The following is a 24791-nucleotide window of genomic DNA, read 5'->3' as shown; positions in this document are numbered from 1 at the left end:
TCATCACTACGCGATGGCCCACCCACAACACGGGTACGACACGCCCGAGCTGCGGCTACGCCGCCTCACCGAATGTCCACCACCCCACGGGACTTACCCCTCTCGGCCCGTTACACCGACTGCGCCACCCGCACCCCTGACCGCCGCCGTTGCCGCCCTGACTCTGCCTGTGCGAGTAGTGCGCATGGCTCGCGCCGGCATTCGGGCGCGACGCGACGCACTGCGATTGGAGGAAGATACCGCGTCGGGTTCGGTCCCTCCTCCTGCACGTTCTCGCGCGTTGACGACTCTCGACGTTGCGCCTACGGACCGGACGGATCTGCGAACGATCGTGCTGCCCAAGTCGGCTCTCCAGTTCGCCGACACCTCGATCACCGTCACTGCCCTGACGGCCATTTCCGTTGCACTACAACACTTTCTCGAGAATCCGGCCGATCTCGCCGCCGAGGTCACCGTCGCACGGACGGCTGCAGTGGGCGCACGCAACAACTTCGGCAACGTCGGCGTCGGCTTGTTTCCCGCCGAACCGGACCTGCGGACTCGCAGCCGACTCGTGGCCGCAGACCTGGCCGAGCGCAGAGCGCGAGCAGGTCACCCGGTGTCGCTGACAGCCCGCGCATCTCAGAACGAGACAGAACGCCATGTCCCGGCATTCCTGGCGGCGTGGGGAGTCGCACAGTTCGATCCGACTGCGGTGCCGCCGACCGTCACGGGCAACACGGTCGTATCCAGTGTCTCTCGCGGTGCAGCGGACCTCACGCTCGGCGGCGGGCACGTTCGATTCACGGCAGGGTTCCCTGCCCTCTCCCCTGCCATGAGCCTCACGCACGGCGTGCACGGTATCGGCGACACCGTCGCCATCAGCGTGACGTCAAACCGAGCGGCCGTACCGGATCCGGATCGCTACGAGACACTTCTGCGCGATGGCCTCGACGACGTACGTGCCGCACTGAGCTGAACGCGTCAATGCCAGACAGTTCTCAGCATTTGTCGGGCGTTCGGCTCAGGTTCGTCGGCCACACTCGGTAACCATGAACCAGGAGCAGGTAACCGTACTCGCGGTCGGCGGCACCGGCGAATCGCGTCCGGCCGACCATCGGACCCGCGTCACCGGTCTCCTGTCGTGTGTCGTCGGCGCACTCGACGATCGCTTCGTCGGCCGCTGGGTGGGCTACCCGGCGTCGTACGGGCCCGTTGCGTTCGGGGGACTGAGCTACCGGCACAGCACCGAACTCGGAGTTCGTCGCCTGCGTCGCGCGATCGAGAACACCACTGGCCCTCTCGCTCTGATCGGATATTCGCAGGGAGCCACGGTCGTTCGCGAAGTACTGGGCCTCGTTCACGACGGAATCGTCGACGGCAGCCGCATCGTCGCGGCCGGTCTGGTCTCGGATCCACAGCAGCCGGCCGGTGCGGTGCCCGGCTGCACCGGCCGCGGGGTTGCCGGAACCGGGCCGGCTCTGCCGGAGTCGATTCCCACCCATTGGATAGCTCTCGCGTCGGACATGATCTGCAATGCCAGCGACGACAGCCTCGTTCGCGATATCGCCGACCTGACGCGCTGGATGTCGTTCCGCACGCCCAAGACCTGGTTGCGCGAACTCTGGCTACTAGTGCGCAGCAACAGTTTTCAGAACGCGACTCGCACTCGCCTACGACCCGCCCAGTGGGCGAAGGATGTTCGACGCCTCCGCACCGCGGCCACCGAGGTGTCCGGGTACCTGCCCACGTCGCTCGGCTGGAGACGATGGGTGTGGACCAACTCGGGTGGCGGTCGACACATCGCCTACGCGTCGGAGCCGTACGCAGACGGCCTCACCGGATGCCAGGTTCTCGCCCGCTGGCTCGGCGAGCAAGAGGATCATCGGCTCGGCCGAGCTCTGCCGGCCGCGCAGGTCGCGTAACGCAGATCAGTCTCTCTTGCAGAGACAGAAGATGTGGCCGACCGGGTCTCGGTACACCCAGAACGACTCGTGCGCGTCGTCGATCAACGTCGCTCCGGCCTCGACGACGAAGTCGCGGGCCCGTTCCATCTCGTCGACGACGAAATCGAGGTGAATCTTGATGCCGTCGTTCGGCCAGTCGACCGGGGTGAAGTCGGGGGCCTTCTGGAAGGCCAACCGGAGTTCGCCCGGACCGTGGACGACCACCCAATCTCCGTCGTCGCGCACCGGTTCCCAGCCGAGGATCGTGCTGTAGAACCGGGCGAGCGCTGCCGGATCGGGACAGTCGAGAACCGTGTAGTCCACGGCGATGACGGGTGCATTCATGTCGGAATCGTAGCGAGAATCACCCGGGTCGGACTATCGATTACTCGCTGTCGATCAACCGCCGACTGCCGGGGCAATGGTCTCGAACCACGCCTCGTGCAGATGCTGCTGCCAGTGGTTCCACCAGTGCACGCCGGTGCCGGTGATCTTGACGTTGGGTCGACCGCCTGCAGCCTGCAACAACGGAACGAATGCCCGACTGCTCATGCCTGCGGCGGTTTCGAGCGGCACCATCTGCGCAAACTTGACGGGATCGAAGCGGCTGCTGGCCGGGTTGAACACCGGGTCCGTGGCCGGTGAGCCGCTACCCGAGGAAACGAAGACTGCCGTGTTGCGCAACGCGCCGACATTGAGCGACGGATCGTTGCGGATCCAGTCTGCCGACGGCCAGGTGCCCCACATGTTGCGCGCGTTGCCGCCCATCTCGCCGACGGCGACCGAGATGCCCTGAGCGAATCCGGGGCTGCTGGCCGTCGGGTAGCCACTGAACGACGCCACCGCCTTGTAGAAGTCCGGCCGGTGAGCCGCCAGGTTCAGTGCCGAGGTGCCGCTCATCGACAGGCCGGCCACGGCGTTGTTGACGTTGTCGCTCCCGAAACGATCGGCCATGAAGGGCGGCAATTCCTGGGTGAGGAACGTTTCCCACTTCACCCGTCCGAGCTTGGGGTCGTCGCGCTGCCAGTCCGAGTAGAAGGTGCCGCCGCCGCCGAACGGAATGACCACGTTGACGTGCTTGTCGGCGAAGAAGCTCTCGACGTCTGTTTCGATGAGCCAACCGCTGTTGTCCTCGGGCGCACGCAGCCCGTCGAGCAGATACAGCGTGGGTGCAGGGCCGCCACCAGCAGCTCGGAGCACCTTGATCGGGATGTTCTTGTCCATCGACGGCGAGTAGACGTAGACCAGCTCGGAGTCGGCTTTCGCCACGCCGGTCCCCATCAGCACCGTTGCCATCGTGGCGACCATGACCGCTACCAGAGCGAGCACCGTACTTCGTAACCGACCGCGCATCGAGATTGTCCCCTTGTTCGTATCCAGCCCCACCGTCCCGGGGAGGGTAACAGCTCGGTCACGGTAATGCGTCCTCTAGCGCGACGGGCTGTCGACGATCCACCAGGCCGCGTACGGCGGCAGCCATACCGATCCGTTGTCGTCGACCGCCAGGTCGTGCTGCGATAGCACCTCGGTGGGGGCCGGGATGCCGAGCTCGATCAACTGCGCATGGGGGAACGGGCGGTGCTCAGAAGTGACGTTGTAGAGCCCCACCAGGGTGCCGCTGGGATGACGTCTGCGCACCACGAGCAGGCCGTCGTCGGATTCGGTCTGGACGTCGACCGGCGCCTCGGCGTGCAACATCGGTAGACCGGAGCGCACCTTCGCGATGCGAGCGATGCCGTCGAACACTCGTTGGGCGTCGCTCCCCTGCTGAAATCGGCCGGCGCGGTCGGCGTCGGTGACGCGGGGTCGATGCACCCATCTGTTGTCCTCGGCATGAGCTGGTTCGTCTGCCCAGTTCAGGTCTCCCGGGGAGCCGAGCTCGTCACCGCTCCACACGACGGGAATGCCGCCCCATCCGGCAATGATGGCGTGCGACAGAAAGATTCGCCCGAACGCGCCGTCGGGATCCAGGCGGGCCGGGCCCAGACCGGTGAGCGCGGCTGCGGTTCCACTGATCCGGCGATCCCCGGTGTCCGGATTGTACTGGAAAACAAGCCCTTCGGCCCAGGAACCATCGAACTCGCCGGAGTACCAGTCGGCCAGAATATGCCGATGACCTGCACCCGACAGTCCGAGCGACGCTGCGTCACCGTCGTCGATGGCCCAGCCGATGTCGTCGTGGCATCGCACGTAGGTCACCCAGGTGCCACTCGGTGGCGTGGGCGGTAACGACGCCAGGGCATGACGCGCCAAAGCCGTACTGCCCGTGGCCAACATCGACCAGACCTGCACCATCAGCGAGTTGTGGTAGGCGATGTCCGATACTCGCCCGGTGTGTCTGCCCTGCCCCAGATACGGCAACAGATCGCGTGGGCCGACGATTGCTTCGGCTTTGAAGAGCGTTGCCGGAGCGGCAAGGCGAGCGGTCGCTCGGAGAGCCTGGGTGATCGCATGCACTTCGGGCTGGTTCTGGCAGTTGGTGCCGAGCCGCTTCCACAGAAATGCGATCGCATCGAGGCGGAGCACTTCCACCCCGAGATTGGCCAGGTGCAGCACAATGCTTGCGAACTCCTCCAGCACAGCCGGATTGGCCCAGTTCAGATCCCACTGCCACTCGTTGAACGTGGTCCACACCCACTCGCCGAGTTCGTCGTCGAACGTGAAGCTGCCCGGCGCGAAGTCCGGAAATACCTCGGGGAGGGTGCGCTCGTAGGAATCCGGGGTCGTCCGATCGGGGTAGATCAAGAAATAGTCGCGGTACACGGGATCGCCGGCTCGCGCCTTGACAGCCCATTCATGTTCGCGAGCAACGTGATTGAGGACCAGGTCGACCACCATGCTGATACCACGTCCGCGCAAAGTCTCGGCGAGAGTACGCAGATCCTCGTTGGTGCCCAGATCTTCTCGCACCGCGCGATAGTCCATCACTGCGTAGCCGCCGTCGTTGTCGTCCGGCCGCGGTCGAAGCAACGGCATCAGATGCAGGTAGGTGACACCCAGATCGGTCAGATGATCCAGTCGTTCACCGACTCCGCGCAGCGTCTCGCCGTAACGGTCCACATAGCAGGCGTAGCCGAACATGTCCGGCTGCTGAAACCAATCGGGTTCGAGCAGTCGACGCTGATCGAGTCTGTGCAGATCCTCGGACCGTTCCGCGTACGCACGGGCGGCGATCTCCACGAGCGTGGCAGCCACTGCATCAGGCTCGGGGTAGACAGCCGTGACGGCGTCGTGCAGATCGGGAAACCACTGTTCGAGGCGGAGCTCGAACGTCTCGCGTCGATGGGCGGGCAGTTCCGCGAGGATGTCGCGGGTGACGTCTGAGACCGTGGTGTGCGCCATGGACTCATCATGGCATCGAGCAGTCGCTGCCGACGCGCATACATCCCGACTCCCCGGGGTACTGGCGCAGCATGTCATTGCTGAGCCGCACGGTGGACACGATTCTCGACAGAGCCGTCGTTCCCGGCTACTCCCGAATCGGTGCCACGGTGCGTCGGCGATTCTGGGCCGCCGATCCGTTACCGTTCGCCTCCCCCATCGACATGGTGGTGACCGGCGCATCCTCGGGGTTGGGAGCAGCTACCGCGAAGCAGCTCGCCCGCCTCGGAGCGCGGGTGCACCTGGTCGGACGATCGGCCGAGCGACTCGACGCCGCCGCTGCTGCCATCCGAACCGAAGTGCCCGACGCCTCGCTCGTGGTGCGTGAGTGCGATATCAGTGATCTCGATTCGGTGGCGGCCCTGATCGCGGCATTGGCGTCCGAACTGACAGCGGTGCATGCACTCGTGCACTGCGCCGGGGTGATGCCCGATTCACGACGACTCTCCGCGCAGGGTCACGAATCCGCTTTCGCCACGCACGTTCTCGGACCGGTCGCGCTGACGGTGGGACTGAGAGAATTGTTCGACGCCGGATCGCGGGTGGTGTTCGTATCGAGCGGCGGCATGTATGCGGTGCCGCTGCAGAACCCGGACTTCGAGTACCAGAACGGTAAGTACTCCGGCATGACGGCGTACGCCAGAACGAAACGAATGCAGGTGGTGGTGGCCGAGCAACTGGCCGAACGCTTTTCACTCGAGGACGATCCGGTGGTGCACAGCATGCACCCGGGCTGGGCGTCCACGCCGGGCGTCACCGGCTCTATGCCACTGTTCGATTCGGTGATGAAGCCCATTCTGCGCAGCGCCGACGACGGTGCCGACACCATCGTCTGGCTCGTGGCCGCCGATCCCGCGTTGACCAGCACCGGCACATTCTGGCACGACCGAGCGCCGCGGCCGACGCACTATCCCTCCTGGCGCGGAGATTCCGCGCGGGTGCGGGATGCATTGTGGGCGAATGTGGTCGAGGCAACGGGAATCGAGATCTGACGTCAGTTACGGCTCGACTGCCGGCCGCTTTCGCCCACCGACCACGTTCCGAACGAGTATCAGCAGTGTCAAGCTGGTACCCCAGCCCATCATGCACAGGATGACACCCACGCCCGATTGCCCGGTGACATCGGTGCTCGCGTCGACGCAGAACGCCGTCGAGAACCCAGCGGTCGTACCCAGCGCAGCGACGTGTCCGCCGGTATTCGCCCATCGCGACAGATGCGCGGCCAGCAGGCACAGCAACACCACCGTCGCCCCGCACGCGGCCACTTGCCAGGACGGGAACGCGTTCGGGGCCGGGAGACCCGGTCCACGGAACTCGCCCCGATAGTCGGCAGACCAGCTCAGCCACCCTGCACACGCGGCGAAACCCGATGCGCCAGCAATCGATCCGGTGGCCCATAACCCCATAGATCCCTTCCCCGGCCCCTCTCGCAGTCTCGAGAACAGAGCCCACAGAAGGAGCGCCCAGAAGGTCGACGGCACGCCGACGAAAACGAAGACTATCCACAGAAACTGAGACCACGAAAAGTCGACTGCCATGACCCGACGCTATCCGACTCACCGCGAGCCTGGCCCCGATCCGAAGAGCCCGATCGACGTCACAGACCCAGCAGGTCGGCCGATCTGCGCAGCCGCATCAGGACCTGAAGATCGAGAGCATTGTCCGGGTCGCGCCAGTGCGTTCCGATCAGGCGGTCGATCGCGTCGAGTCGTTGATAGAGCGTGTTGACATGCACCCCGAGAACCGACGCGGTTGCCGAATGATGGCGTCCACGCGCCAGATAGGTCGAGAGTGTCTCCATCAGCGGAACCCCGCGCTTGTTCTGCTCGGCCAACAGCGGACCCAACTTTTCCTGCGTGAGTTCGTCGAGATGTTCACGCGCCAAGTGGCTGAGCAGAATTCGATAGATTCCCAGCCCCCGCGCCGAACATGCTTCCCCCTCGCGGCCGAGGGTGACCAACACGTCGACGGTCTGCCGAGCTTCCCGATAGCCCTTTGCCAGCGCCTCGGGTCCGGTGCTCGGCTCGGAGATTCCGACGGTGGCACTGGCGAAGAACATCGGTGTGACCGTCGCCGAATCGCGCGCGGGCACCACCACGATCAGGCTCGAACCTTGCTCCGCCACAACAGATCCTGTCGGGAATCGGCCGAGCTTGGTTCTCGACGCACCCTGCGCGACGGCTACACAGTAAGCCGTGTCGGGGGCAAGTCCGGCCAAATGGAGTTGTCGCCGTTCGGCATCCGGAGTGGACGCCGGGTGCGAGAGCAGGTCCACCAGGAACGCATCCTGGGCGCGCCGCGCGGAATCGGCGGCAGCTCGCTCCTCGGCGAGTGACAGGGCCACTGCAGGCGCGGCTCGATCGAGCAGCAGACGCGTCCTGGCATCGTCCGGTCCGATCGAGATCAGCGCGCCGAGGAATTGACCGGCTGCGGCCACCCGATGAGCCGTCATCGACGTCGTCGACACGGTGTCCTTGCCGTCGCCACACATGCGTAGCAGTTCGTCGACCTCCACCGAGTGGACCGCCAGTGCCGCGGGAACCGCAGCGGCATCCGGAACGAAGTACGCCGGACGCTCGGTCAATACAGCAATCTCGCGCACCAGTGTCCGTACGCCGCCGCCGCGCAGGACCACCTGGGTCAACGTTCGGTCCCACTGCAGTGTCTGTTCGAGTTCGGCTGTGCGTTCCGATAATTCGGCATTCAGCGTCTCGAGCCGATCGATGGTCCGTACGTTCTCGATGGCGATGGCCGCGTGCGCGGCCAGCGCCGAGAGCAGGGCGATCTCACTGTCTGCGAAGTCGCGTTCCTGGCGCTTGCATGCAAACAATGCGCCGATCACTCGATCGCCCACCCGCAACGGCACGCCGAGCAGACCGCGCATGTTCTCCGACCGGGCCGCGCTGTCCGCACCGGTGATGTGCTGGAACGCCGGCTCGCTCTGGTAGTCGGGGGTCCACGACGGCGACGCACTGCGCACGATGAGTCCGACGAGCCCTGCGTCCTGTTCGAGCCGAAGGCCGACGAGCCGGGGAGTGAGGGCTCCGCTGGTGACGTCGATGACGAACTCGTCTCCCTGTACGGATCCCATGTAGGCGAGGTCGACACCGAGAAGCCTGCGTGCCTGATCGACGACCTCTTGGAGAAGAGCACGGTTGTCGCGCACCGTCGTCAGTCGCACGGCGATGTCATTGAGTGCCGCCAACTCCGTGCTGCGTTGACGTCGCTGATCCAGCAGGGCGCGAAGCCGCAGAGCTGCGTGCGCCTCGGCACCCGGAAATGCCTTCCGGTGCTCGTCGAGACGATCGATCGACGCGTCGTCGAGCAGAAGTTCCATCCATGACTTCTCCGCGGACATAGAGAGAACCTACATTGGCCGAGACCCAGCTCACAGCTAGAGTCGAGAACATGACGCTCGTCGAACAACTGTCCGCGGCCTTGCCCACCGATCGCATCGTGGTCGACGCGGACGTCATCGCCTCCTACCAGCACGACGAGGCGGAGTGGGCCCCGTATTCTCTGCCCGTTGCCGTGGTGCGTCCCCGGACCGCCGAGGAGGTTCAGACCGTCGTTCGAGCCTGTCTCGCCCACGGAGCGCCCATCGTCACTCGCGGGGCGGGTACCGGTTTGTCCGGCGGAGCCAACGCCACCGAAGGCTGCGTCGTGCTCGCGCTCGACGGGATGGACACCATCAAGGAGATCGACCCACTCGAGCGCTATGCCGTCGTCGAACCCGGAGTCGTCAACGATCACCTCAGAGCAGCCGTCGCAGAGCAAGGCCTGTGGTATCCGCCGGATCCGGCCAGTGCACCGTGGTCGACGATCGGCGGAAACGTCGCCACCAACGCCGGTGGGCTGTGCTGCGTCAAGTACGGCGTCACCCGCGATTACGTCATGGGGATGCAGATCGTCACCGGTACCGGAGAATTGGTACGACTCGGGCGTAGGACCGCGAAAGGCGTTGCCGGATACGATCTTGCGGGTCTGATGGTCGGATCCGAAGGAACACTCGGAATCATCACCGAGGTGACCCTGAAACTGCGTCCGCTCCAGGATCCGCAACGGACCGTTGCCGGGTACTTCGATTCGATCGTCGACGCCGGACGTGCCGTGGCCGCAGTGGCCGCCGCCGGATTGACGCCGTCCGCGCTCGAGCTGATCGACAAGCAATGCCTCATCGCCGTCGACGCCTGGAAGAACATGGGGTTGTCCGTCGAGGCAAATGTGGTGTTGCTCGGGCGGATCGACGATCCGGGGCTCATCGGAGACCAGGAAGCCGAGAAGATGCTGACGTGCTTCGACGAGGCCGGAGCCACCTGGTCTGCGGTATCGACCGATCAGGAGGAGGCCGACGCCCTGTTCTCTGCTCGGCGGTTGGCGTATCCCGCGATGGAGCGACTCGGACCGGTGTTGACCGAGGACGTCTGTGTGCCGAAGAAGCATGTGCCCGAGATGCTGTCGCGTATCGAACAGATCGGCCTGCGATACGAGACAACGATCGCCAACATCGCCCATGCGGGCGACGGAAACCTGCATCCGTTGCTCATCACTCCGCACGACGACATCCCGGCGCGCGAGCGCGCGCAGGCCGCCTTCGCCGAGATCATCGACGCTGCATTGGAACTCGGAGGCACTGTCACCGGCGAACACGGCGTGGGACTGCTCAAGATGGACGGACTGGCACAGGAGCTGGACCCAGTTGTGCTGGACATGCACCGCGCAGTGAAAAAAGCACTCGATCCGCATGGAATCCTGAACCCGGGCAAGGTCTTCGCGTCCTGAAAGCGCAGGCGACTGCTTCGGGCTCCGAGTTGCCTTCCCGGACCGTCGATGTCCGGCGGTTATGCTGCGGGCATGGTGCGATCGGTGTGGTGGGCCATGGCCGTCGCCGCGTTGGCTTTGACTGCGTGGAACGGGTTGTCGCTGACAATGCTCGACGTGTCGATGTCTTGCTCTAAGACCGGCGCGGGTGTTTCCTACCAGTGCAGTGACCGTGCCGTCGACGTGCTCGGAGTGTGGCCTTTGGTTGTCGTGGGCCTGTTGCTCGCGTCGCCACCTGCGGTAGCAGCAATTGCAATGCGCAAGCTGGTCTCGTGGATCGCCGTCGGTGCCCTCGTCGTTTTGTTCATAGCCGGGGTCATGCTCGTGACGTACGACTCCTACTCGGACTTGCTAATTCTTGCTCTTCCTATGACGGTCGTCGGATCCGTAACTGCAATGTTGCAGCGAACTCGCTCGGACGGTGGACCGTGAGACGGCCCCGCTGCCCCCGAACCGGATCCACGCGGTCGTCAGTGCGAGACCGGCGCTCCAGCATCACTGCTCGTGCTGTGGTCCACCGTGCGACGGTGCAGCCCCAATACCAACCCGACGGCCAACATCATGACGCCGCCTACGACCCACAAACCCGCCTTTGCGTTCCCGGTGGCGTCGAGTAGCCAGCCCGTCACGTACGGCGCGCCGAAGCCGGACAGGTTGCCCACCGAATTGATGATCGCGATGCCCGCGGCCGCGCCTGCGCCGGTGAGGAATGCACTGGGCAGGTACCAGAACACCGGCAGCGCGCAGAACACTCCGACTGCGTTGACCGTCACCGCGATCATCGTGGTGAACGGCGAATCCATATACAGCGCAACGGGTATGGAGACCGCGCCGATCAACGTGGGGATCGCGACATGCCAGGTGCGCTCACCGGTCCGATCCGAATGTCTGCTCCACAACACCATGGCGAGAGCACCCACGGCGAACGGAACCGCGACGATCAGCCCGGTTGTCACGAGAGAGAAGTCGGTATCGAACGTCTTCTTGAAACCGGCGACGATGCTGGGTAGGAAAAAGCTCAGCGAGTACAGGCCGTAGGTGATCCCGAAGTACACCAGCCCGAGCATCCACACTCGTGCGTCGGTGAGAGCCCGCTTGACCGAGCCGGTGATGTGCGCGCTCTTCGACGACCCCTCGGACTCCAATTCCGCTGTCAACCAACTCTTCTCGTCGTCGTCCAGCCATGTGGCCTGCGACGGCCGATCGGTCAGGTAGAACCAGGTGATCACACCGAGAACGATTGCCGGGAGGCCCTCGAACAAGAACATCACGCGCCAACCGGAGAGTCCGAACAGTCCGTCCCAGTACTGGATGATCGCGCTCGACAGAGGCGCACCCAGCGCCGAGGAGACCGGCAGAGCCAACATGAACAGGCCCATCAACCGGACTCGATAGGCCCGCGGGAACCACATGGTCATGTACAGCAGGACACCGGGGAAGAAGCCCGCTTCGGCGATGCCGAGAACGATGCGGAGTCCGTACAGCCAGCCCGCTGTGGGTACGAATGCCATGGCGGCGGCCACGATTCCCCACGAGACCATGATGCGTGCAATCCAGCGGCGTGCGCCGAACTTGTGCAGGGCCAGGTTGCTCGGCACCTCGAACAGCAGGTAGCCGATGAAGAACAGCCCGGACGCCAATCCGAACATCGTCTCGGTGAGCCCCAGCTCGTCGCTCATCGTGAGCTTGGCCAGCCCGATGTTGGTGCGATCGAGATAGTTGACGAAGTAGGCCACCCCGAGGAACGGAATGATGCGTCGAGCGACCTTCTTGACCACCCTGGTTTCGATCTCGGGCTTCGTCGTGATTGCAGGCATGGGCTCGGCTTTCCATCGAACGGAAGTGACTTGGACCACACTAGGGACCCATCAGGCAAGGGTCTATGGAGAAACCACACATCGAAGACGGAGATCCGAGGGCGAAGTCTCCAACGCTCGACGAGGGTTGCCGTGTTGCAGTCGAATGCCCACGCTGCGATCCTGTGCTTGTGCGAGTAGCTCTCATTGCCGATATTCACGGCAACATCGCGGCGCTCGACGCCGTCCTCGAAGACATCGAACGGCAACGCGTCGATTCCGTGTTGAACCTCGGCGATCTGCTCTCCGGCGGACTGCATCCGCGCCGAACTGCGGATCGATTGATGGCACTGGGTTTCCCCACCATCGCCGGCAATCACGATCGCTACCTCCTCGAGCAGGAGCCCGATTCCATGGGCAGTTGGGATCGGCATGCCCACGATCGACTCGCCGACGAGCATCGACGTTGGCTGGACTCGCTCCCGTTCTCGCTCGAGCTGGGTAACGGAATCCTCGCAGTACACGGAACACCCACCGATGATCAGCAGTACTTCCTGCACTCGGTGGACCCTCACGGCTCTCGAGAGGCAACCGAGGTCGAAATCATCGAAAGGGCAGCAGGTTTCACGGACCGATCTGTCATCGCCTGCGGCCACACCCATCTGCAGCGCCAGTGGACTCTCCCCAGCGGCACGCTCGTCGTGAATCCGGGCAGCGTCGGCGCGCCCGCGTACGACGACGATCAGCCCTACCCCCACGTCATGGAATCGGGGTCTCCACACGCCCGATACGCAGTGCTGGACGATCACGGCACAGGCAGCTGGACGGTGTCGTTCGAGCGCGTCGAGTACGACCACGTCGGAGCCGCCTACGATGCCCGCGCGCACGGAATGACCGATATCGCCGACGCGCTTCTCACCGGTTTCGTCGGTCCCGCTCCCCGCGAGCAGTCACACTGAGCCCGTGAAGATCACCGACGCCCAGCGGCGACAGCGGCTCGTCGCGCAGCACTTGTCCGACGCCCCGAGCGCCGAATCCGTGGTGTCGTCGTTGCTCGCGCTGCATGCCACCGATCCGGCTACGGTGTATCTTTCTGTGCTTGTGCGCGCCCGCTCGCTGGGATTGTCGGATGTCCGTGACGCGATGTACGAGCGCCGTAGCTTGGTTCGCTTGATGGCGATGCGTCGCACGATGTTCGTCGTCGCGCACGACGACGTTCCGATGATCCACGCTGCCGCCAGCCTCGGAGTTGCCCGCACGATGCGAACCCGGTTGATCAAGCAGGTGTCGACGCTGCCGACCGAACCGGTGATCGACGACGTCGAATCCTGGCTGGCGGCAACCGAAGCCGAGACCGATGCCGTTTTACGCTCGATGGGTACGGCGACCGGGGCGGAGCTGTCCGCAGCAGTCCCTGGACTGAAGACCGCTCTGCTGCCGACCACGGACAAGGTGTACGACGTCAAACGCTATGTGACCTCCGAAGTGTTGGTGATGATGGCCGCGGAGGGAAAGCTGGTGCGGGTCGAGCCGCGCGGCGCGTGGACGTCGCGCCGACATGCCTGGGCACCGATCGATCAGTGGTGGCCCAACGGGATTCCCGAGTTGGACGAGACTTCCGCCCGAGCCGACGTGGCCCGACGCTGGCTCGACGTGTTCGGACCGGCGACCTTGGACGACCTGCAATGGTGGACGGGATGGAACAAGACGCAGACCCGTGGGGCGGTCGCCGAACTCGACACCGTGGCCGTCGAACTGGCCGAGGGTGACGGAATCATGTTGACCGACACAGTGTTCCAGGATTCCCCACCTCGGGCGATACTGCTTCCAGCCCTGGACCCCACTCCGATGGGGTGGAAGCACCGACACTGGTATCTCGGCGAACACAAGGACCCACTGTTCGATACCTTCGGAAACATCGGTCCGACCATCTGGTGGGAGGGACGCATCGTCGGCGGATGGGCCGTGGATTCCACCGGTTCGGTGGTCACGGAATTACTCGAGGACGTCGGGTCTGCGGTATCGAAAGAGGTTGCAGCAGAGGCCGGTCGGATCACCGCCCTGCTCGACGGTACCGCGGTGGTCCCGTCGTTTCCGACGCCGCTGGAGAAGAGACTGCGCGGAAAGTCGTAGCCATATCGGTCCGAGGTGACAGTCGAACTGTGTGTGTAAATGGCGGTGCCACACAACCCTTCGAGTTGTGTGATCCCCACTCCTGCGGTTGGGATGCCTAACCAAACAGCACCCGGATTTCGTTGTAGGGTCACAACGTGCCTATCAGTCTGGTTTCCATCGTCCTCCCCGTGTACAACGGTTTGCCCGAACTGAACGAGCAGCTCCACGCGCTTGCTGCGCAGGACTACACAGGCGATGTCGAGCTCATCGTCAGCGACAACGGCTCGACCGACGGCCTCCGCTCACATCTCGAAGAACTGTCTCTACCTCTGACGATGCGCATCGTCGACGCGTCCGCCAAGCGTGGCGTCTCCTACGCCCGCAACGTCGGCGTAGAAGCCGCGCGGGGCGACATCATCGCCTTCGTCGACCACGACGACGTCGCTTCTCCGACGTGGCTGACTGCCATGGTGCGCGCACTCGACAGCTACGACGCCGTGGGCGGCGCAATCGAACACGATTCCCTCAATCCGCCCGAGGTGACGGCGTGGCGAGACAACCCGCCGAACGGCACGCTGTTTCCCACCGCCTACCTGCCGTACGCCCCGGGAAGCAATTTCGCGCTGTGGAGGCGAGTCTTCGACGAGGTCGGAGGCTTCGACGAAGACCTCGTGGGCGGTGCCGAAGACGTCGATTATTCGTGGAGGCTTCAGCAAGCAGGATTCACTCTCGGACATGCCGCGGATGCGTCGGTCGCCTACCGCATCAGAACCACGGTTCGTCGATCGTTCTTGCAAGGCCGCGCGTACGGACGCACGTCGTACCAACTGTCGACCAAGCACCGTGCTGCGGGCTGCCCTCATCCGTCGTCCCTTGCCCGGATTCCCGCGCACACTGCGGCGATCTTGTATCTCGCGACAATTCGCAATCCGTGGTTGCCGAAGGTACTACGACCGATGCCCAGCGGTCTGTGGGCCCATTACATCGGAATCCACTACGGCGCACTGCGGATTCGAGTGGCCGCGCTCGGCCGACCACTGAGACGGAGCCCCCGATGACACGCGAGGTAGTCGACGCGATACGCAAAGAGACCATGGCCGTCCTGCGGCAACATGCGTCACCCGGAGATCGGGTGGCTCACTTGGACTTTCCGAATCACTTCAATGCCGGTGACTCGCTCATCTACGCCGGTGAGGTCGAGTACCTGAAGCGGTTGGACGTGCACGTCGACTACGTGTCCGATCCGTTCACCCACAACCACGATCTGCTCGAACAACGAGTCGGTGATGGGACCCTGTTTCTGCAGGGCGGAGGAAATTTCGGTGACCGCTGGCCGATGGACCAGAAATTTCGTGAAGCAATCGTTGCGCGGTTTCCTCGCAACAAGATCGTGTGCCTGCCCCAAAGCATCGACTACTCCGACGCCGACGCCATGCACAGGACCGCGGCCCTCTACGCACAGCACCCGGATCTCACCCTGATGCTGCGTGAACAGCGTTCGTACGAGCTGGCGCTCGCCCATTTCCCGCACAACCGCGTCGAATACTGCCCGGACATGGCGTTCGGTGCCGAGATCGCACACAGCGCCGAAGGCTCTGCAGTGGACGTCGTGAAACTCGTGCGCGACGATTCCGAAAGCCTCGGTCATGCTTCGGTGAACGTCGACGCGTCGTCCGTCCAGTACGACTGGGGTCTGCACGGAAGGGATCTGGCGATCTCGACGGTGGTGACGCTGCCGACCCGAATCGCATACACCTTCCCCAAGGCGAATCGCCTGCTGTACCCCGCTCTCGTTCGCTCGTACGAGCAGACAGCGAAGCTCAACCTCCGTGTGGCGCAGCGCATTCTGAATCTCGCACCCGTCGTGCTCACCGATCGGCTGCATGCGGCCGTATTGGCCGCGATGATGGGCAAGCGCGTCGTGGCGATGGACAACGCGAACAGGAAAGTATCCGGCATCTACGACGCCTACCTGCACCGGTTCGACAACGTTCAGTTCGCAGCGACACCCGATGCGGCCGCCGACATGGTTCGGCAGGCCGTGTCAGACAGTCGACGATGAACGCTGGTCGACACCCCGTCCGTTTTCAGAAGGGATAACGGCCCTCGGCCCAGGCACGCGCGGCGGGAGGAGTCACCGCGTCGACGGGTTCGCCGTCGCGAAAGTAGTTGGTGTGCAGGATTCGACCCGCGTCGACGGCCTCTTGCCAGGCCTGCGTCGGGCCTTCGCCGAACCAGAGCCACGGCGTGATGTCGTCCATGATGACAACCGATTCCGGGGTGGCGAGCGCACGAAGATCGTCGAGGTCTGCGCGGGCACCTTCCACAGAATGGTCACCGTCGATGAAGATTACATCGAAGCGCGCGTCCGGGTGTTGCTCGGCATAAACCCTGATGGTGGTGTGCGAATCTCCCTGGATCAGGGTGTGTCGGCCCGGAAAGTGTTCGTCGATATGGGCTTTCGCGGCGTCACTGTAGGCATAGGCGGCCAGGTCGAAGGATACGACGGTCACGTCGGGAGAAGCCTCGAGGAACGCCCAACTCGAGAAGCCCGCATTGAACCCGACCTCGCAGATCGACGTCGTGCCTGGCCTCGCGGCCAGTGCGGACAGGTATCCGAGTTCCGACTCGTCGGCTCCACGCTCGAAAGGCTCCCCCGCTGTGGCGGTTCGATGCACCAACGACTCGAGGTATTCCAGGCCCATCCATGTCCTCCTGTTCGACTGCTTCGGAGCGTAGCCGACGGTCGATCGTGCGCGCAGACGACAACTGCCACCTGGCCGACACCGATGCCTGTAGCGTTCGCACCGAATGACCTTCCGCACCTAGTTTTTCACACCGTGAACGGGGAACGAGTCGATGACCGTAGATCTCACCAAAGGTGACAACCGCGCAACCGAACCGGTCAACCCGTACGCTGTGATCTCACTGGTTGCAGCTCTCCTGGGACTGTTTCCCGTCGCGATAGTGTTCGGAATCCTGGCTTTCTGGCGACCTGCCGGTCGTGGAATTGCCGTCGCGGGCTTGGCAATCGGAGTGATCGAACTGCTCGTGGTCGCAACTGTCGTCTACGGTTTCGATTCTCTCACGCCGAGAACGTCGGCATCCGTCGAAACACTTGTTCCGTACTCCTTACCGGCTACCGCACTCTTCACAGTTCCTGCTGCTACGGAACCACCGACTCCGGTCGAGACCACCGTCGACGCGACCGAGGCCCCCTCGGCCCCACTGCCCGAGGTGGACGGACCATGCGATCCGGGCGTCGACAATCACGGAACCTCCGCCGATGGCACGTTCCTGAAGTGCACCTATGCAGGGTCGACTCGCGCGCATTGGGTGCAGTCGGCACCGATCATCGACGGCAATGCGGAGCCAGGGTCGGAATGCGACCCCGCAGCGAGAGGGATTGCGGTGTCGCCGGACGGATTCGACATGTTCTGCGTCTCCGACGGCGCGAACGGTGGCGGCTACTGGTCACCCGGACCGTAGGCGGTTGAGCGGTTGCGTCGTCCCGCGAACCGAAGTCTCATCGATCGAGGACCAGAAGGTCAGAAGCAGCTACGCACAGACGACGCGGCCGAATGGAAGTAGCTGCGACGAATGGCTTTCCGCAAAGCCTTGCGCACGCCGGCGTCGAGATTGCCCGACTTCTGCATCGCCGCAAGACCGTCCCGCAGTTGGCGTCGGTCCCAGACCATCAGTTTCATCCGACGCGCAGCGTCCTCGTCGATTGTGCCCGGGAGCGTCACGCTCTCGGCACCTGCAAGTGCCAACCCGACTTTCGTGCGAGTGCATTTGCCACAACGCCCGCAATTGAAGCTCCCGTCGGGGTTCTCCCAGCAGACCCGCAAGTGGTTCATCGCAGTCTCGTTCCCGCCGATGCGACGGATCTTCCCGTAGCGGTCTTGTTCGAGCTCATGATGCTCGAATGCAACGGCACCACTGGACCACAGGGGGTCGAGATCCGGATGGGATCCCCATGGATGTAACTGCCGGTAGCTGTAGGACGACGGGATGATGACCGTGCTCAGGTGCTCCGACAATGCCAGACCGACATGCGCCAGCGCGGGGCCGTGGAAGACCCCGCCCCATTCGAGCTGCAGGGGATCGCCCAGCGCCGACCTGACCGTGGTCTTGATCTCGATCAACGGTTTGCCCAGATCCGCAGCCGCTTCTCGGACCCCTGCCAAGGCTTTCGACGCCAATTCCTCGTCGTCGATGTGGATGTCGAATCCATGCACGAAGATCAGGTGGGTAATACGTTCGGACTGGGTGATCGCCGAATAGAAGCTGTCGACGCCTCCGCTGAAGAAGCAACCGACGCCCTTCGCCTCGGAGACACTGTGTACGGGTTCTGCCGCAATCGATATCTTGTGAAACCGCCTCGGGTACCAGCTGCGAAGGACACTCTGAGCTTTCGACGCATTGCGAAGTGCCACCGAGTCCACGGGAGCGTCGAAGTCGACGTCCCACCTGTGCCGCATACCTGCTGCCAACAGCGGAGGAAGCCAGGGAGTCACGGAATGGCCCAGGCTGTAGTTCGACTCGGTAGTCACGCGAATCTCAGGGCCGGATGGTGTCTCTATCCGCGATGAGATGCAGTTGGCACCTGTGGCTTCGGCGTGGAGCGTCAGCGACCTGTTCACCGCCGAGAGTGTGCCACAGTCCGGGTTTGTCCCGATACGAGTCGAGCCACCACACGAGGCCGGCCGAGCAGAGCTACACGTTGAAGCGGAACGCTACATTGACGCTGTGCAGGTGCGCCACCAGCATCGATGCAAGGGTTGACCGCCGACTTAGCCCCGCTATAGCCCTGGAGGGGCACGCCTACGGTGTCGAGGCGCACTCGGTCAGTACACTCTCGGCAGAGTAGACCGAACACACTGAGGGGCGTCGAGATGTCGGCCAGTAAAGAACTGATGTGGACGGACGTAAAGGCCACCGACACCCTTGCGGTTTTGGAGGCGCTGCAGACAGAACTGTCGGACATCCTGTTGGATACAGAGTTGGAGGCCGGGGGCTACTTCATCAGCACTCCGTCTGGAATTTCCCTACACGACGTTCAAGATATCCGTAAAGCGCTATTGCCAACTGGAGAAAGAGTTCCTCAGTACATTTCCTTGAAATACCGCCACAATCGATTGGAGACTTCCCGCTCCCTCAGTCGGGTTGAACTCACCATCCGCAATTTTTCTGGTATTAGCGTCAGAGTCACAATTTCGGGCGAAGCAAATAATGAGCTTTTCGGCTTCATTGAAACGACTAACAATCGCGTCACTTCGCTCATTGATCAGCGGAATGAAACGGGTTGGACGTGTGCAAACGACCAATCTCGTCTCCAAGTGGGCACCAGTGCCTCGACGGTTAGTGCGCAACCTCCATCGCCGTCAGCGTCTCGATCGGCGAATGAAGCGGAGGTCGACTCGACTTTGACGCTGACACCTGACGCAACATCACCCAGGAGCGGCTGGCTGAGAAATCCCGACAGCATCTCGCGCCACCCGATAATCGTTGCAGGGATCGGAGCGTTAATTACGATCATTGTTGGGCTGTTCGTCGGCCTCACATTCGGCCTCGGGCCATTCAAGCCCAGCCAAGACGCCACCCCTACCCCATCAATACCCGCAACCTCGTCTGCTGCACCGACGACGCAGGCGGTGCTGATTGACCCACCGAAGACGACTCCATAGCCGGTCTCGCAAAGGCCGCGCCCATTGCGTCAGTTACAGCATCGCTGGCGTCGTCGTAAAGGTGTCCATAGATGTCCATAGTCACCTTGAACGAGCTATGGCCGAGGTGCGCCTGAATCGCCTTGGCAGGGACGTTCGCCGCGATGAGCAGGGCTGCGCAGGTGTGTCGGAGATCGTGTGCGCGCAGTGAACTCGGTAAGCCCGCGCGTCGTGCCGCCTTTTTCCAGAAGACGAGGTAGAAGTCACGGCCCCAATGCATCGGCGCACTTCCGTACCGCTCGCCATCGATGCCACGCGGCGTCGGCCAGACGTACATCCCCGGCGCAAAAGCTCCCCGGGCGGTTTGAGTTTGTGCGTGGGTGGCCATGGCAGGCGGCAGGGGCACGTGCCGAGTCTTGTTGGTCTTGGGCGGCACCACGTACCACTCCCCCGAATTGATCGTGCTGATGGACTCGCACACGGTTACGCGATTGCAAACAGGTCGACGTTCTCCCACCGGAGGCCGCACATCTCGCCGGCTCGCATCCCTGTCTACGCGGCGAAGCGCACCAGCAGACCGTACGCCGCACTGTCCTCACTACCGGCCTCATCCGCGGTTGCCTCGATCGCCTGCGCCAGGAGTTCCACCTGGGCGACCGACAAGAACGTCACTTCCTCGCGATGGTGGCGGGGCATGTCGTCGCGGGTGAGCCCGTTCGCCGGGTTGCCTCGCAAGTACCGCGCGCGGACCGCAGCGTCGAGTACTTGATTCATCACGCGCACCGCATTGCCGACGGTACCCGCCGCCGCCAGCGGAGCCCCAACGGGCTCAGGAATCCCGTTCTGGCGGTGTTGTTCGACCAGCCGCTCTCAGGCGCTGACGGTCTTTCACGGTGTTCGGATTCTTCAGATCGGCGGCACCTTTGTTGTTGTGGTTGATGCGCCTGCCGTGGAGCGACAGATCGGTGATCCACGCTGTCAGATCCATCGTGGTTATCCCACCGATCGGCCTGTCGGCAAAGGTTGGGTAGATGCGCTGTTCGAGGATGGTGCGATAGCTCTTGGCGGTCTTGGGCCTCAGGTTGCGGCTACGGAACCACAACTCCGCCACCTCACGAAACGTACGGCGCGCCTCGTTCGGATCGATGTAGTCGCCACGGTTGCGGTCGCTCTTGATGTTGTCGAGGAACTTCTTTGCCTCGGTCCGAGTGGCGAACGTCTTCGACCGACGCTTACCGGTGTCGTCGTACCACCTCGCCTGTGCACGGCCAGTTGTCTGTTCTCGGATTGCGTATCTGTTCGCGCCCATCTCAGAAGTCCTTGAGTTCGTCGTCGGTGAAGGCAATTGGTGGCACCGAGATTGTGTTCGGCCCGTTGCTCTCTGGCGTTGCTTGCAGTGCGGCGTAGTCCGCCCCGGTCTCACGCCAGAACAGTTTTTCGGCTGCGCGGCGTTCGGCCTCGCGTCGTTCGCGGTAGCCGTCGTGCGGATTGACTCTCGACATCAGGCGTCCGCCTTGGCGAGTGCCACCGACTGGAAGAACCGGCGCACGGTGCTCTCGTGCCACACCGGGCGTCCCGCCGGGCCGAGCACCTGATCGTCGGTGAGTGTCCGCGCGATGGCTCCGTAGGTCTGGCCGGTGGCACGCATCTCGACGATCCGCCGCGCTACTGCCGTGGGCATCTGGCGCGGCCGACCGAGCGCAACGCCTTGGGCCTTCTTCGCCGCGAGCGCCGCCTTCGTGCGTTCACCGATCAGCCGTCGCTCGAACTGAGCGAACGTGGCCAGCATGTTGGCCATGGCCTCGCCACTAGCGGTGGTGGTGTCCACCTGCACGTCGAGCATGATCAGCGCCCATTGCTGCCTGCGGGCGCGCTCCATGATCTCCACCGCGTGCAACAGCGACCGACTCATCCGGTCCAGCTTGGTCACGACCAGCCCGTCGGCCAGGCCAGCGGCCAACTGCTCCAACGCATCCCGCAAACCGGGGTTCAACTGACTACCGCGCAGCCCCTCATCGCGAAGGACGGATAGCTCCCACCCTCGCCGGCTCGGTGAAGTCCGAGAGCTTCGTCGGCACGTCGAAAGACGGATTCACTGGAGTCAAGGTCGGAGCCCGGTACAACGCTCCCGGCGGTCGGCAGGTTGTCGTAAAAGCGATCGTGGGGGTGAATAAGCCCAAGGCGGCCGCGACGAGAAAAAAGCCGCGCGCTAGGACCGCCGCCAAAGGACGACCGGCACACGCGTCCGCACGCGTTGACAGGGGCCGATGCGGGCAGTTGCACCAGTTGGCCGCAGCGGCGAGCAGTGCCGACGCTCAGGCACCGGGGACCGGCCACCCTGCAGCCACTGTCGCCCCGAAGGTGGCAGCAGCGCCGGAGAGCTGACCGGTGCTCCGCTTCCGGCCTCTCGAACCCGTCTGTTACGAAAGCGCAGAAGTGTCGAAACTCAGTCCGGAATCTGCCAGTCGGAATCGCCAACCTCCACCTGACCGGCTGTGTCAACCTCAATTGACCGCCATCCCCTGGTTCCATTCGCGTACCGATCCATTTTCGCTGCTGCCCGTTTTCGCCGCATCTGAATTGGACCAGTCGACGGCCAGTCGGGAGGCATCGGCTGCCCCTTCTCGATCCAGTCCGGCCTAACGTTGTTCAGCGCGTACCAAAGCCAAAATTCCTTCCCTTTTGCTTTGTACTCATCGATCTGTGCCCGCTGCTCGAATTCAATGACATCCCAGAACCACTGGTAGAATTTCCGAACCGACTTCATATACTCCTCGACGACAGGCAGAAATTCAATCCAGTCATCGGCGGCGAACAGAAACGCATTGGCGTCGGTGCCCCAACCACCCCACTTGAGCAGCTCGCTCTTTTTAAGCCTAATCCTATTAGTATGGGATACGCCCACGTCGCCTTGCTTCCACTTAATCGATGTCCCGACGCCAAACGCGGGCAAAGCATAGTGGACGGCGTAATCCCTCAGTTTCAATATAAAAGACGCATCAGGATCGAATACCTCCTTGAGCTTCGGCGAATAAACAGTCTTTTCCCACTCAGAAAGCTGTTTTTCGGATTTTCCCTTCTTCACCGAAACAGTCACTTGCGGCCAGAAGCTACGGAGAACGACTCGTTGAATATCTCGTAAGGTTCCTACAGAAGCGAGGTAATTGTGAAAACTTCTAACCAGTTCATGTTCGAAGTCGACATCTAGCTCTGTTGGCATATTTGTGGTTCCCACGAATTTGGCAACAAGTCTATGAAAGTCCTCGGCATTACCGGACAATACTCTGGACGCCCTATTCAGGGATTCGAAGTGTCGTTTGGGCTCAGCTCCTGGCAATGCCAGGAGCTGCGCTTTTAACTGCTGCTCCTGCTGCATCTGCACGTTTCGGTAGACCGTGTTCTTACTTGCATCCGCCATACGGGACAAGATACGCGAGGAACGAGGTCCCCAGGGGTGTGCTCAGGCAGGTTCTAGCCCCGTTCTAGCCCCATCGCGGGCCGTTCATAGCCCTAATGCGCCCCGCGTAAGGTGCGCTTACGGGGCGCATCTACATCGCCTGTGAGCTGGCAATTCTTATGGAAACGTCGAGTAGCCACCTGGGTTTTCTCGCCAGCAGCAATGTTCTTAAACGTTGAAGCGGAACTCCACCACGTCGCCGTCGGACATGATGTAGTCCTTGCCCTCGATGCGCACCTTGCCAGCAGCCTTGGCGGAGGCCATCGAACCCGCGGCGACGAGGTCGTCGAAGGAGACGATTTCGGCCTTGATGAAGCCGCGCTCGAAGTCGGTGTGAATGACGCCTGCGGCCTGGGGCGCGGTGTCGCCCTGGTGAATTGTCCACGCGCGAGCCTCTTTCGGGCCTGCGGTGAGGTAGGTCTGCAAGCCCAGAGTGTGGAAGCCGGCGCGGGCGAGAGCGTCGAGACCGGGCTCGGTCTGACCGACGGATTCGAGCAGCTCGGCCGCCGACTCCTTGTCCAGTTCGAGCAGCTCCGACTCGATCTTCGCATCCAGGAACACCGCATCGGCGGGTGCTACCAGTCGCGCGAGTTCGCCGATCTTCGCGTCGTCGGTCAGCACCGACTCGTCGGCGTTGAACACGTACAGGAACGGCTTGGTGGTGAGCAGCTGGAATTCACCGAGCAGCTCGAAGTCGAGCTTGGCCTTCGCCGAGAACAGCGTCTTGCCGTCGTTCAGCACAGCCTGCGCAGCCAGAGCCGCGTCGAGCGCAGGCTTGCGGTCCTTCTTGATCCGCACCTCTTTCTCGAGGCGAGGGATCGCCTTCTCGAGGGTCTGCAGATCGGCGATCGCGAGTTCGGTCTCGATGACCTCGATATCCGCGGTGGGGTCTACGCGACCGTCGACGTGCACGACGTCGTCGTCGGCGAATACGCGCACGACCTGGCAGATGGCGTCGGCCTCACGAATGTTGGCGAGGAACTTGTTGCCCAGGCCTGCGCCCTCGGACGCACCCTTGACGATGCCGGCGATGTCGACGAACGACACCAGCGCGGGCACGAGCTTCTCCGAACCGAACACCTCGGCCAGCTTCTCGAGCCGGGGATCCGGCAGCGCGACCACGCCGACGTTGGGCTCGATGGTCGCGAACGGATAGTTCGCGGCCAGCACATCGTTGTTGGTCAGTGCATTGAAGAGGGTGGACTTGCCGACGTTGGGCAGTCCGACGATTCCGAGGGTGAGGCTCACGGTCTATGGAGTCTACTTTGACGACACGGCCAACTCGGACAGTGCCCGGCCAGCGCCTAATCGACGGCATGATCGGCCGTGCCGGTCACGTGGTGATCGCCGAATTCGGGTCCCAGCTGGCCAGGATCGGCAGGACGTGTGCCGTACTGGAATTCTCCTCGACCGTGTAGACGATCAGACTTTGATCCTGCGCGCTCGGCGAGGTCAGAAACTCGATTCCGAATTGCAGGGTGCCCGCCGCCGGGTGCTGGATGATCTTGGTTGCACCTGCGAATTCGGCGGGTAAGTCCCGTGGGGTGGTGGACATTCGGTGAGGCGGCGTAGCCGCAGCTCGGGCGTGTCGTACCCGTGTTGTGGGTGGGCCATCGCGTAGTGATGA

General features: G+C 63.2%; 27 protein-coding genes. 11 read left to right on the top strand and 16 right to left on the bottom strand.

What is annotated here, in order from left to right:
• Positions 1-958 (top strand): WS/DGAT domain-containing protein (locus CH268_RS27150; RefSeq protein WP_217900946.1); only part of this gene is annotated, 958 nt, incomplete at its 5' end.
• A 73-nt stretch (positions 959-1031) separates the two neighbouring features.
• Entirely contained in the window at positions 1032-1904 is an 873-nt protein-coding gene (locus tag CH268_RS27145) for a PE-PPE domain-containing protein (protein ID WP_094666451.1), read from the top strand.
• A gap of 6 nt (positions 1905-1910) precedes the next feature.
• Here the strand turns inward: CH268_RS27145 and CH268_RS27140 are convergent, their stop codons facing one another.
• The 3 genes from CH268_RS27140 to CH268_RS27130 all read right to left on the bottom strand — a co-directional run bounded on the left by CH268_RS27140 (position 1911) and on the right by CH268_RS27130 (position 5267).
• Entirely contained in the window at positions 1911-2270 is a 360-nt protein-coding gene (locus CH268_RS27140) for a VOC family protein (RefSeq protein ID WP_032375443.1), read from the bottom strand.
• 54 nt (positions 2271-2324) lie between these two features.
• Positions 2325-3278: an alpha/beta hydrolase gene (locus CH268_RS27135; RefSeq protein WP_032369664.1), complete on the bottom strand. Its 954-nt coding sequence runs from the start codon at positions 3276-3278 to the stop codon at positions 2325-2327.
• Positions 3279-3353: 75 nt separating this feature from the next.
• On the bottom strand, positions 3354-5267 hold the full coding sequence (locus CH268_RS27130) for an alpha-amylase family protein (protein ID WP_094666449.1): 1914 nt from the start codon (positions 5265-5267) through the stop codon (positions 3354-3356).
• A 71-nt stretch (positions 5268-5338) separates the two neighbouring features.
• Here CH268_RS27130 and CH268_RS27125 point away from each other — a divergent pair, with 71 nt between their 5' ends.
• A complete protein-coding gene (locus tag CH268_RS27125; RefSeq protein ID WP_094666448.1) occupies positions 5339-6298 on the top strand; it encodes an SDR family NAD(P)-dependent oxidoreductase in 960 nt (319 codons plus the stop codon).
• A gap of 6 nt (positions 6299-6304) precedes the next feature.
• Here the strand turns inward: CH268_RS27125 and CH268_RS27120 are convergent, their stop codons facing one another.
• Positions 6305-6844, bottom strand: coding sequence for a hypothetical protein (locus CH268_RS27120; RefSeq protein ID WP_094666446.1), 540 nt, complete (start codon positions 6842-6844; stop codon positions 6305-6307).
• A gap of 59 nt (positions 6845-6903) precedes the next feature.
• Entirely contained in the window at positions 6904-8643 is a 1740-nt protein-coding gene (locus tag CH268_RS27115; RefSeq protein ID WP_094666459.1) for a helix-turn-helix domain-containing protein, read from the bottom strand.
• 71 nt (positions 8644-8714) lie between these two features.
• On the opposite strand from CH268_RS27115, the gene CH268_RS27110 reads away from it, so the two are divergent.
• Positions 8715-10088 carry an FAD-binding oxidoreductase gene (locus CH268_RS27110; protein WP_094666444.1) on the top strand — a complete coding sequence of 458 codons (1374 nt, stop codon included), beginning with the start codon at positions 8715-8717 and terminating at the stop codon, positions 10086-10088.
• Between the two features lie 72 nt (positions 10089-10160).
• Positions 10161-10559, top strand: a complete 399-nt coding sequence (locus CH268_RS27105) for an ABC transporter permease (protein ID WP_239535640.1) — start codon at positions 10161-10163, stop codon at positions 10557-10559.
• Positions 10560-10597: 38 nt separating this feature from the next.
• On the opposite strand, the gene CH268_RS27100 is transcribed toward CH268_RS27105, so the two are convergent.
• Positions 10598-11944: an MFS transporter gene (locus tag CH268_RS27100; RefSeq protein ID WP_094666443.1), complete on the bottom strand. Its 1347-nt coding sequence runs from the start codon at positions 11942-11944 to the stop codon at positions 10598-10600.
• 170 nt (positions 11945-12114) lie between these two features.
• On the opposite strand from CH268_RS27100, the gene CH268_RS27095 reads away from it, so the two are divergent.
• From CH268_RS27095 to CH268_RS27080, 4 genes are all read left to right on the top strand, one after another.
• A complete protein-coding gene (locus tag CH268_RS27095) occupies positions 12115-12882 on the top strand; it encodes a metallophosphoesterase family protein (protein ID WP_094666441.1) in 768 nt (255 codons plus the stop codon).
• A 4-nt stretch (positions 12883-12886) separates the two neighbouring features.
• On the top strand, positions 12887-14056 hold the full coding sequence (locus CH268_RS27090; protein ID WP_094666439.1) for a winged helix DNA-binding domain-containing protein: 1170 nt from the start codon (positions 12887-12889) through the stop codon (positions 14054-14056).
• Positions 14057-14193: 137 nt separating this feature from the next.
• Positions 14194-15096, top strand: coding sequence for a glycosyltransferase family 2 protein (locus tag CH268_RS27085; protein WP_094666437.1), 903 nt, complete (start codon positions 14194-14196; stop codon positions 15094-15096).
• The gene (locus CH268_RS27080; RefSeq protein ID WP_094666435.1) at positions 15093-16100 is read left to right on the top strand and encodes a polysaccharide pyruvyl transferase family protein; all 1008 of its coding nucleotides are present in this window, start codon (positions 15093-15095) and stop codon (positions 16098-16100) included. The genes CH268_RS27085 and CH268_RS27080 overlap by 4 nt, the downstream gene beginning before the upstream one ends.
• A 25-nt stretch (positions 16101-16125) precedes the next feature.
• On the opposite strand, the gene CH268_RS27075 is transcribed toward CH268_RS27080, so the two are convergent.
• On the bottom strand, positions 16126-16743 hold the full coding sequence (locus CH268_RS27075; RefSeq protein ID WP_094666433.1) for an O-methyltransferase: 618 nt from the start codon (positions 16741-16743) through the stop codon (positions 16126-16128).
• Positions 16744-16897: 154 nt separating this feature from the next.
• On the opposite strand from CH268_RS27075, the gene CH268_RS27070 reads away from it, so the two are divergent.
• Positions 16898-17527, top strand: coding sequence for a DUF4190 domain-containing protein (locus tag CH268_RS27070; RefSeq protein WP_094666431.1), 630 nt, complete (start codon positions 16898-16900; stop codon positions 17525-17527).
• Positions 17528-17586: 59 nt separating this feature from the next.
• Here the strand turns inward: CH268_RS27070 and CH268_RS27065 are convergent, their stop codons facing one another.
• Positions 17587-18594 (bottom strand): hypothetical protein, encoded by a 1008-nt coding sequence (locus CH268_RS27065; RefSeq protein ID WP_255182520.1) that lies wholly within the window; start codon positions 18592-18594, stop codon positions 17587-17589.
• A gap of 342 nt (positions 18595-18936) precedes the next feature.
• Here CH268_RS27065 and CH268_RS27645 point away from each other — a divergent pair, with 342 nt between their 5' ends.
• Entirely contained in the window at positions 18937-19728 is a 792-nt protein-coding gene (locus tag CH268_RS27645; protein ID WP_141215198.1) for a hypothetical protein, read from the top strand.
• On the opposite strand, the gene CH268_RS28490 is transcribed toward CH268_RS27645, so the two are convergent.
• The 8 genes from CH268_RS28490 to CH268_RS27025 form a co-directional block, all read right to left on the bottom strand.
• Positions 19646-20188 carry a tyrosine-type recombinase/integrase gene (locus tag CH268_RS28490; protein ID WP_369597526.1) on the bottom strand — a complete coding sequence of 181 codons (543 nt, stop codon included), beginning with the start codon at positions 20186-20188 and terminating at the stop codon, positions 19646-19648. The two genes, CH268_RS27645 and CH268_RS28490, sit on opposite strands and share 83 nt — an antisense overlap.
• 71 nt (positions 20189-20259) lie before the next feature.
• The gene (locus CH268_RS27055; RefSeq protein WP_094666427.1) at positions 20260-20481 is read right to left on the bottom strand and encodes a hypothetical protein; all 222 of its coding nucleotides are present in this window, start codon (positions 20479-20481) and stop codon (positions 20260-20262) included.
• A gap of 55 nt (positions 20482-20536) precedes the next feature.
• On the bottom strand, positions 20537-21016 hold the full coding sequence (locus CH268_RS27050) for a phage integrase central domain-containing protein (RefSeq protein ID WP_094666425.1): 480 nt from the start codon (positions 21014-21016) through the stop codon (positions 20537-20539).
• 1 nt (position 21017) lies between these two features.
• The gene (locus tag CH268_RS27045; RefSeq protein WP_094666423.1) at positions 21018-21209 is read right to left on the bottom strand and encodes a hypothetical protein; all 192 of its coding nucleotides are present in this window, start codon (positions 21207-21209) and stop codon (positions 21018-21020) included.
• Complete coding sequence (locus CH268_RS27040; RefSeq protein WP_094666421.1) at positions 21209-21799, bottom strand: recombinase family protein; 591 nt, start codon at positions 21797-21799, stop codon at positions 21209-21211. Before CH268_RS27040 ends, CH268_RS27045 begins: the two co-directional genes overlap by 1 nt.
• 354 nt (positions 21800-22153) lie before the next feature.
• Complete coding sequence (locus CH268_RS27035; protein ID WP_141215197.1) at positions 22154-23125, bottom strand: hypothetical protein; 972 nt, start codon at positions 23123-23125, stop codon at positions 22154-22156.
• A 207-nt stretch (positions 23126-23332) separates the two neighbouring features.
• Positions 23333-24412 carry a redox-regulated ATPase YchF gene (gene ychF, locus CH268_RS27030; RefSeq protein WP_094666418.1) on the bottom strand — a complete coding sequence of 360 codons (1080 nt, stop codon included), beginning with the start codon at positions 24410-24412 and terminating at the stop codon, positions 23333-23335.
• 85 nt (positions 24413-24497) lie between these two features.
• Positions 24498-24791: MmyB family transcriptional regulator (locus CH268_RS27025; RefSeq protein WP_441347000.1), on the bottom strand; the 294-nt coding region annotated here is incomplete at its 5' end.

This window comes from Rhodococcus sp. 06-1460-1B (genome assembly GCF_002258475.1).
In the GTDB taxonomy this organism is placed as follows: Bacteria; Actinomycetota; Actinomycetes; order Mycobacteriales; family Mycobacteriaceae; genus Rhodococcoides; species Rhodococcoides fascians.
This window is presented reverse-complemented; position numbering and strand designations above follow the sequence as displayed.

Coding starts and splice junctions, on each gene's coding strand:
- CH268_RS27110 (WP_094666444.1), top strand. CDS start 8,715: ATGACGCTCGTCGAACAACTGTCCGCGGCCTTGCCCACCGATCGCATC.
- CH268_RS27130 (WP_094666449.1), bottom strand. CDS start 5,267: ATGGCGCACACCACGGTCTCAGACGTCACCCGCGACATCCTCGCGGAA.
- CH268_RS27075 (WP_094666433.1), bottom strand. CDS start 16,743: ATGGGCCTGGAATACCTCGAGTCGTTGGTGCATCGAACCGCCACAGCG.
- CH268_RS27100 (WP_094666443.1), bottom strand. CDS start 11,944: ATGCCTGCAATCACGACGAAGCCCGAGATCGAAACCAGGGTGGTCAAG.
- CH268_RS27050 (WP_094666425.1), bottom strand. CDS start 21,016: ATGGGCGCGAACAGATACGCAATCCGAGAACAGACAACTGGCCGTGCA.
- CH268_RS27125 (WP_094666448.1), top strand. CDS start 5,339: ATGTCATTGCTGAGCCGCACGGTGGACACGATTCTCGACAGAGCCGTC.
- CH268_RS27080 (WP_094666435.1), top strand. CDS start 15,093: ATGACACGCGAGGTAGTCGACGCGATACGCAAAGAGACCATGGCCGTC.
- CH268_RS27145 (WP_094666451.1), top strand. CDS start 1,032: ATGAACCAGGAGCAGGTAACCGTACTCGCGGTCGGCGGCACCGGCGAA.
- CH268_RS27055 (WP_094666427.1), bottom strand. CDS start 20,481: ATGAATCAAGTACTCGACGCTGCGGTCCGCGCGCGGTACTTGCGAGGC.
- CH268_RS27135 (WP_032369664.1), bottom strand. CDS start 3,278: ATGCGCGGTCGGTTACGAAGTACGGTGCTCGCTCTGGTAGCGGTCATG.
- CH268_RS27140 (WP_032375443.1), bottom strand. CDS start 2,270: ATGAATGCACCCGTCATCGCCGTGGACTACACGGTTCTCGACTGTCCC.
- CH268_RS27115 (WP_094666459.1), bottom strand. CDS start 8,643: ATGGAACTTCTGCTCGACGACGCGTCGATCGATCGTCTCGACGAGCAC.
- CH268_RS27045 (WP_094666423.1), bottom strand. CDS start 21,209: ATGTCGAGAGTCAATCCGCACGACGGCTACCGCGAACGACGCGAGGCC.
- CH268_RS27120 (WP_094666446.1), bottom strand. CDS start 6,844: ATGGCAGTCGACTTTTCGTGGTCTCAGTTTCTGTGGATAGTCTTCGTT.
- CH268_RS27070 (WP_094666431.1), top strand. CDS start 16,898: ATGACCGTAGATCTCACCAAAGGTGACAACCGCGCAACCGAACCGGTC.
- CH268_RS27035 (WP_141215197.1), bottom strand. CDS start 23,125: ATGGCGGATGCAAGTAAGAACACGGTCTACCGAAACGTGCAGATGCAG.
- CH268_RS27105 (WP_239535640.1), top strand. CDS start 10,161: ATGGTGCGATCGGTGTGGTGGGCCATGGCCGTCGCCGCGTTGGCTTTG.
- CH268_RS27645 (WP_141215198.1), top strand. CDS start 18,937: ATGTCGGCCAGTAAAGAACTGATGTGGACGGACGTAAAGGCCACCGAC.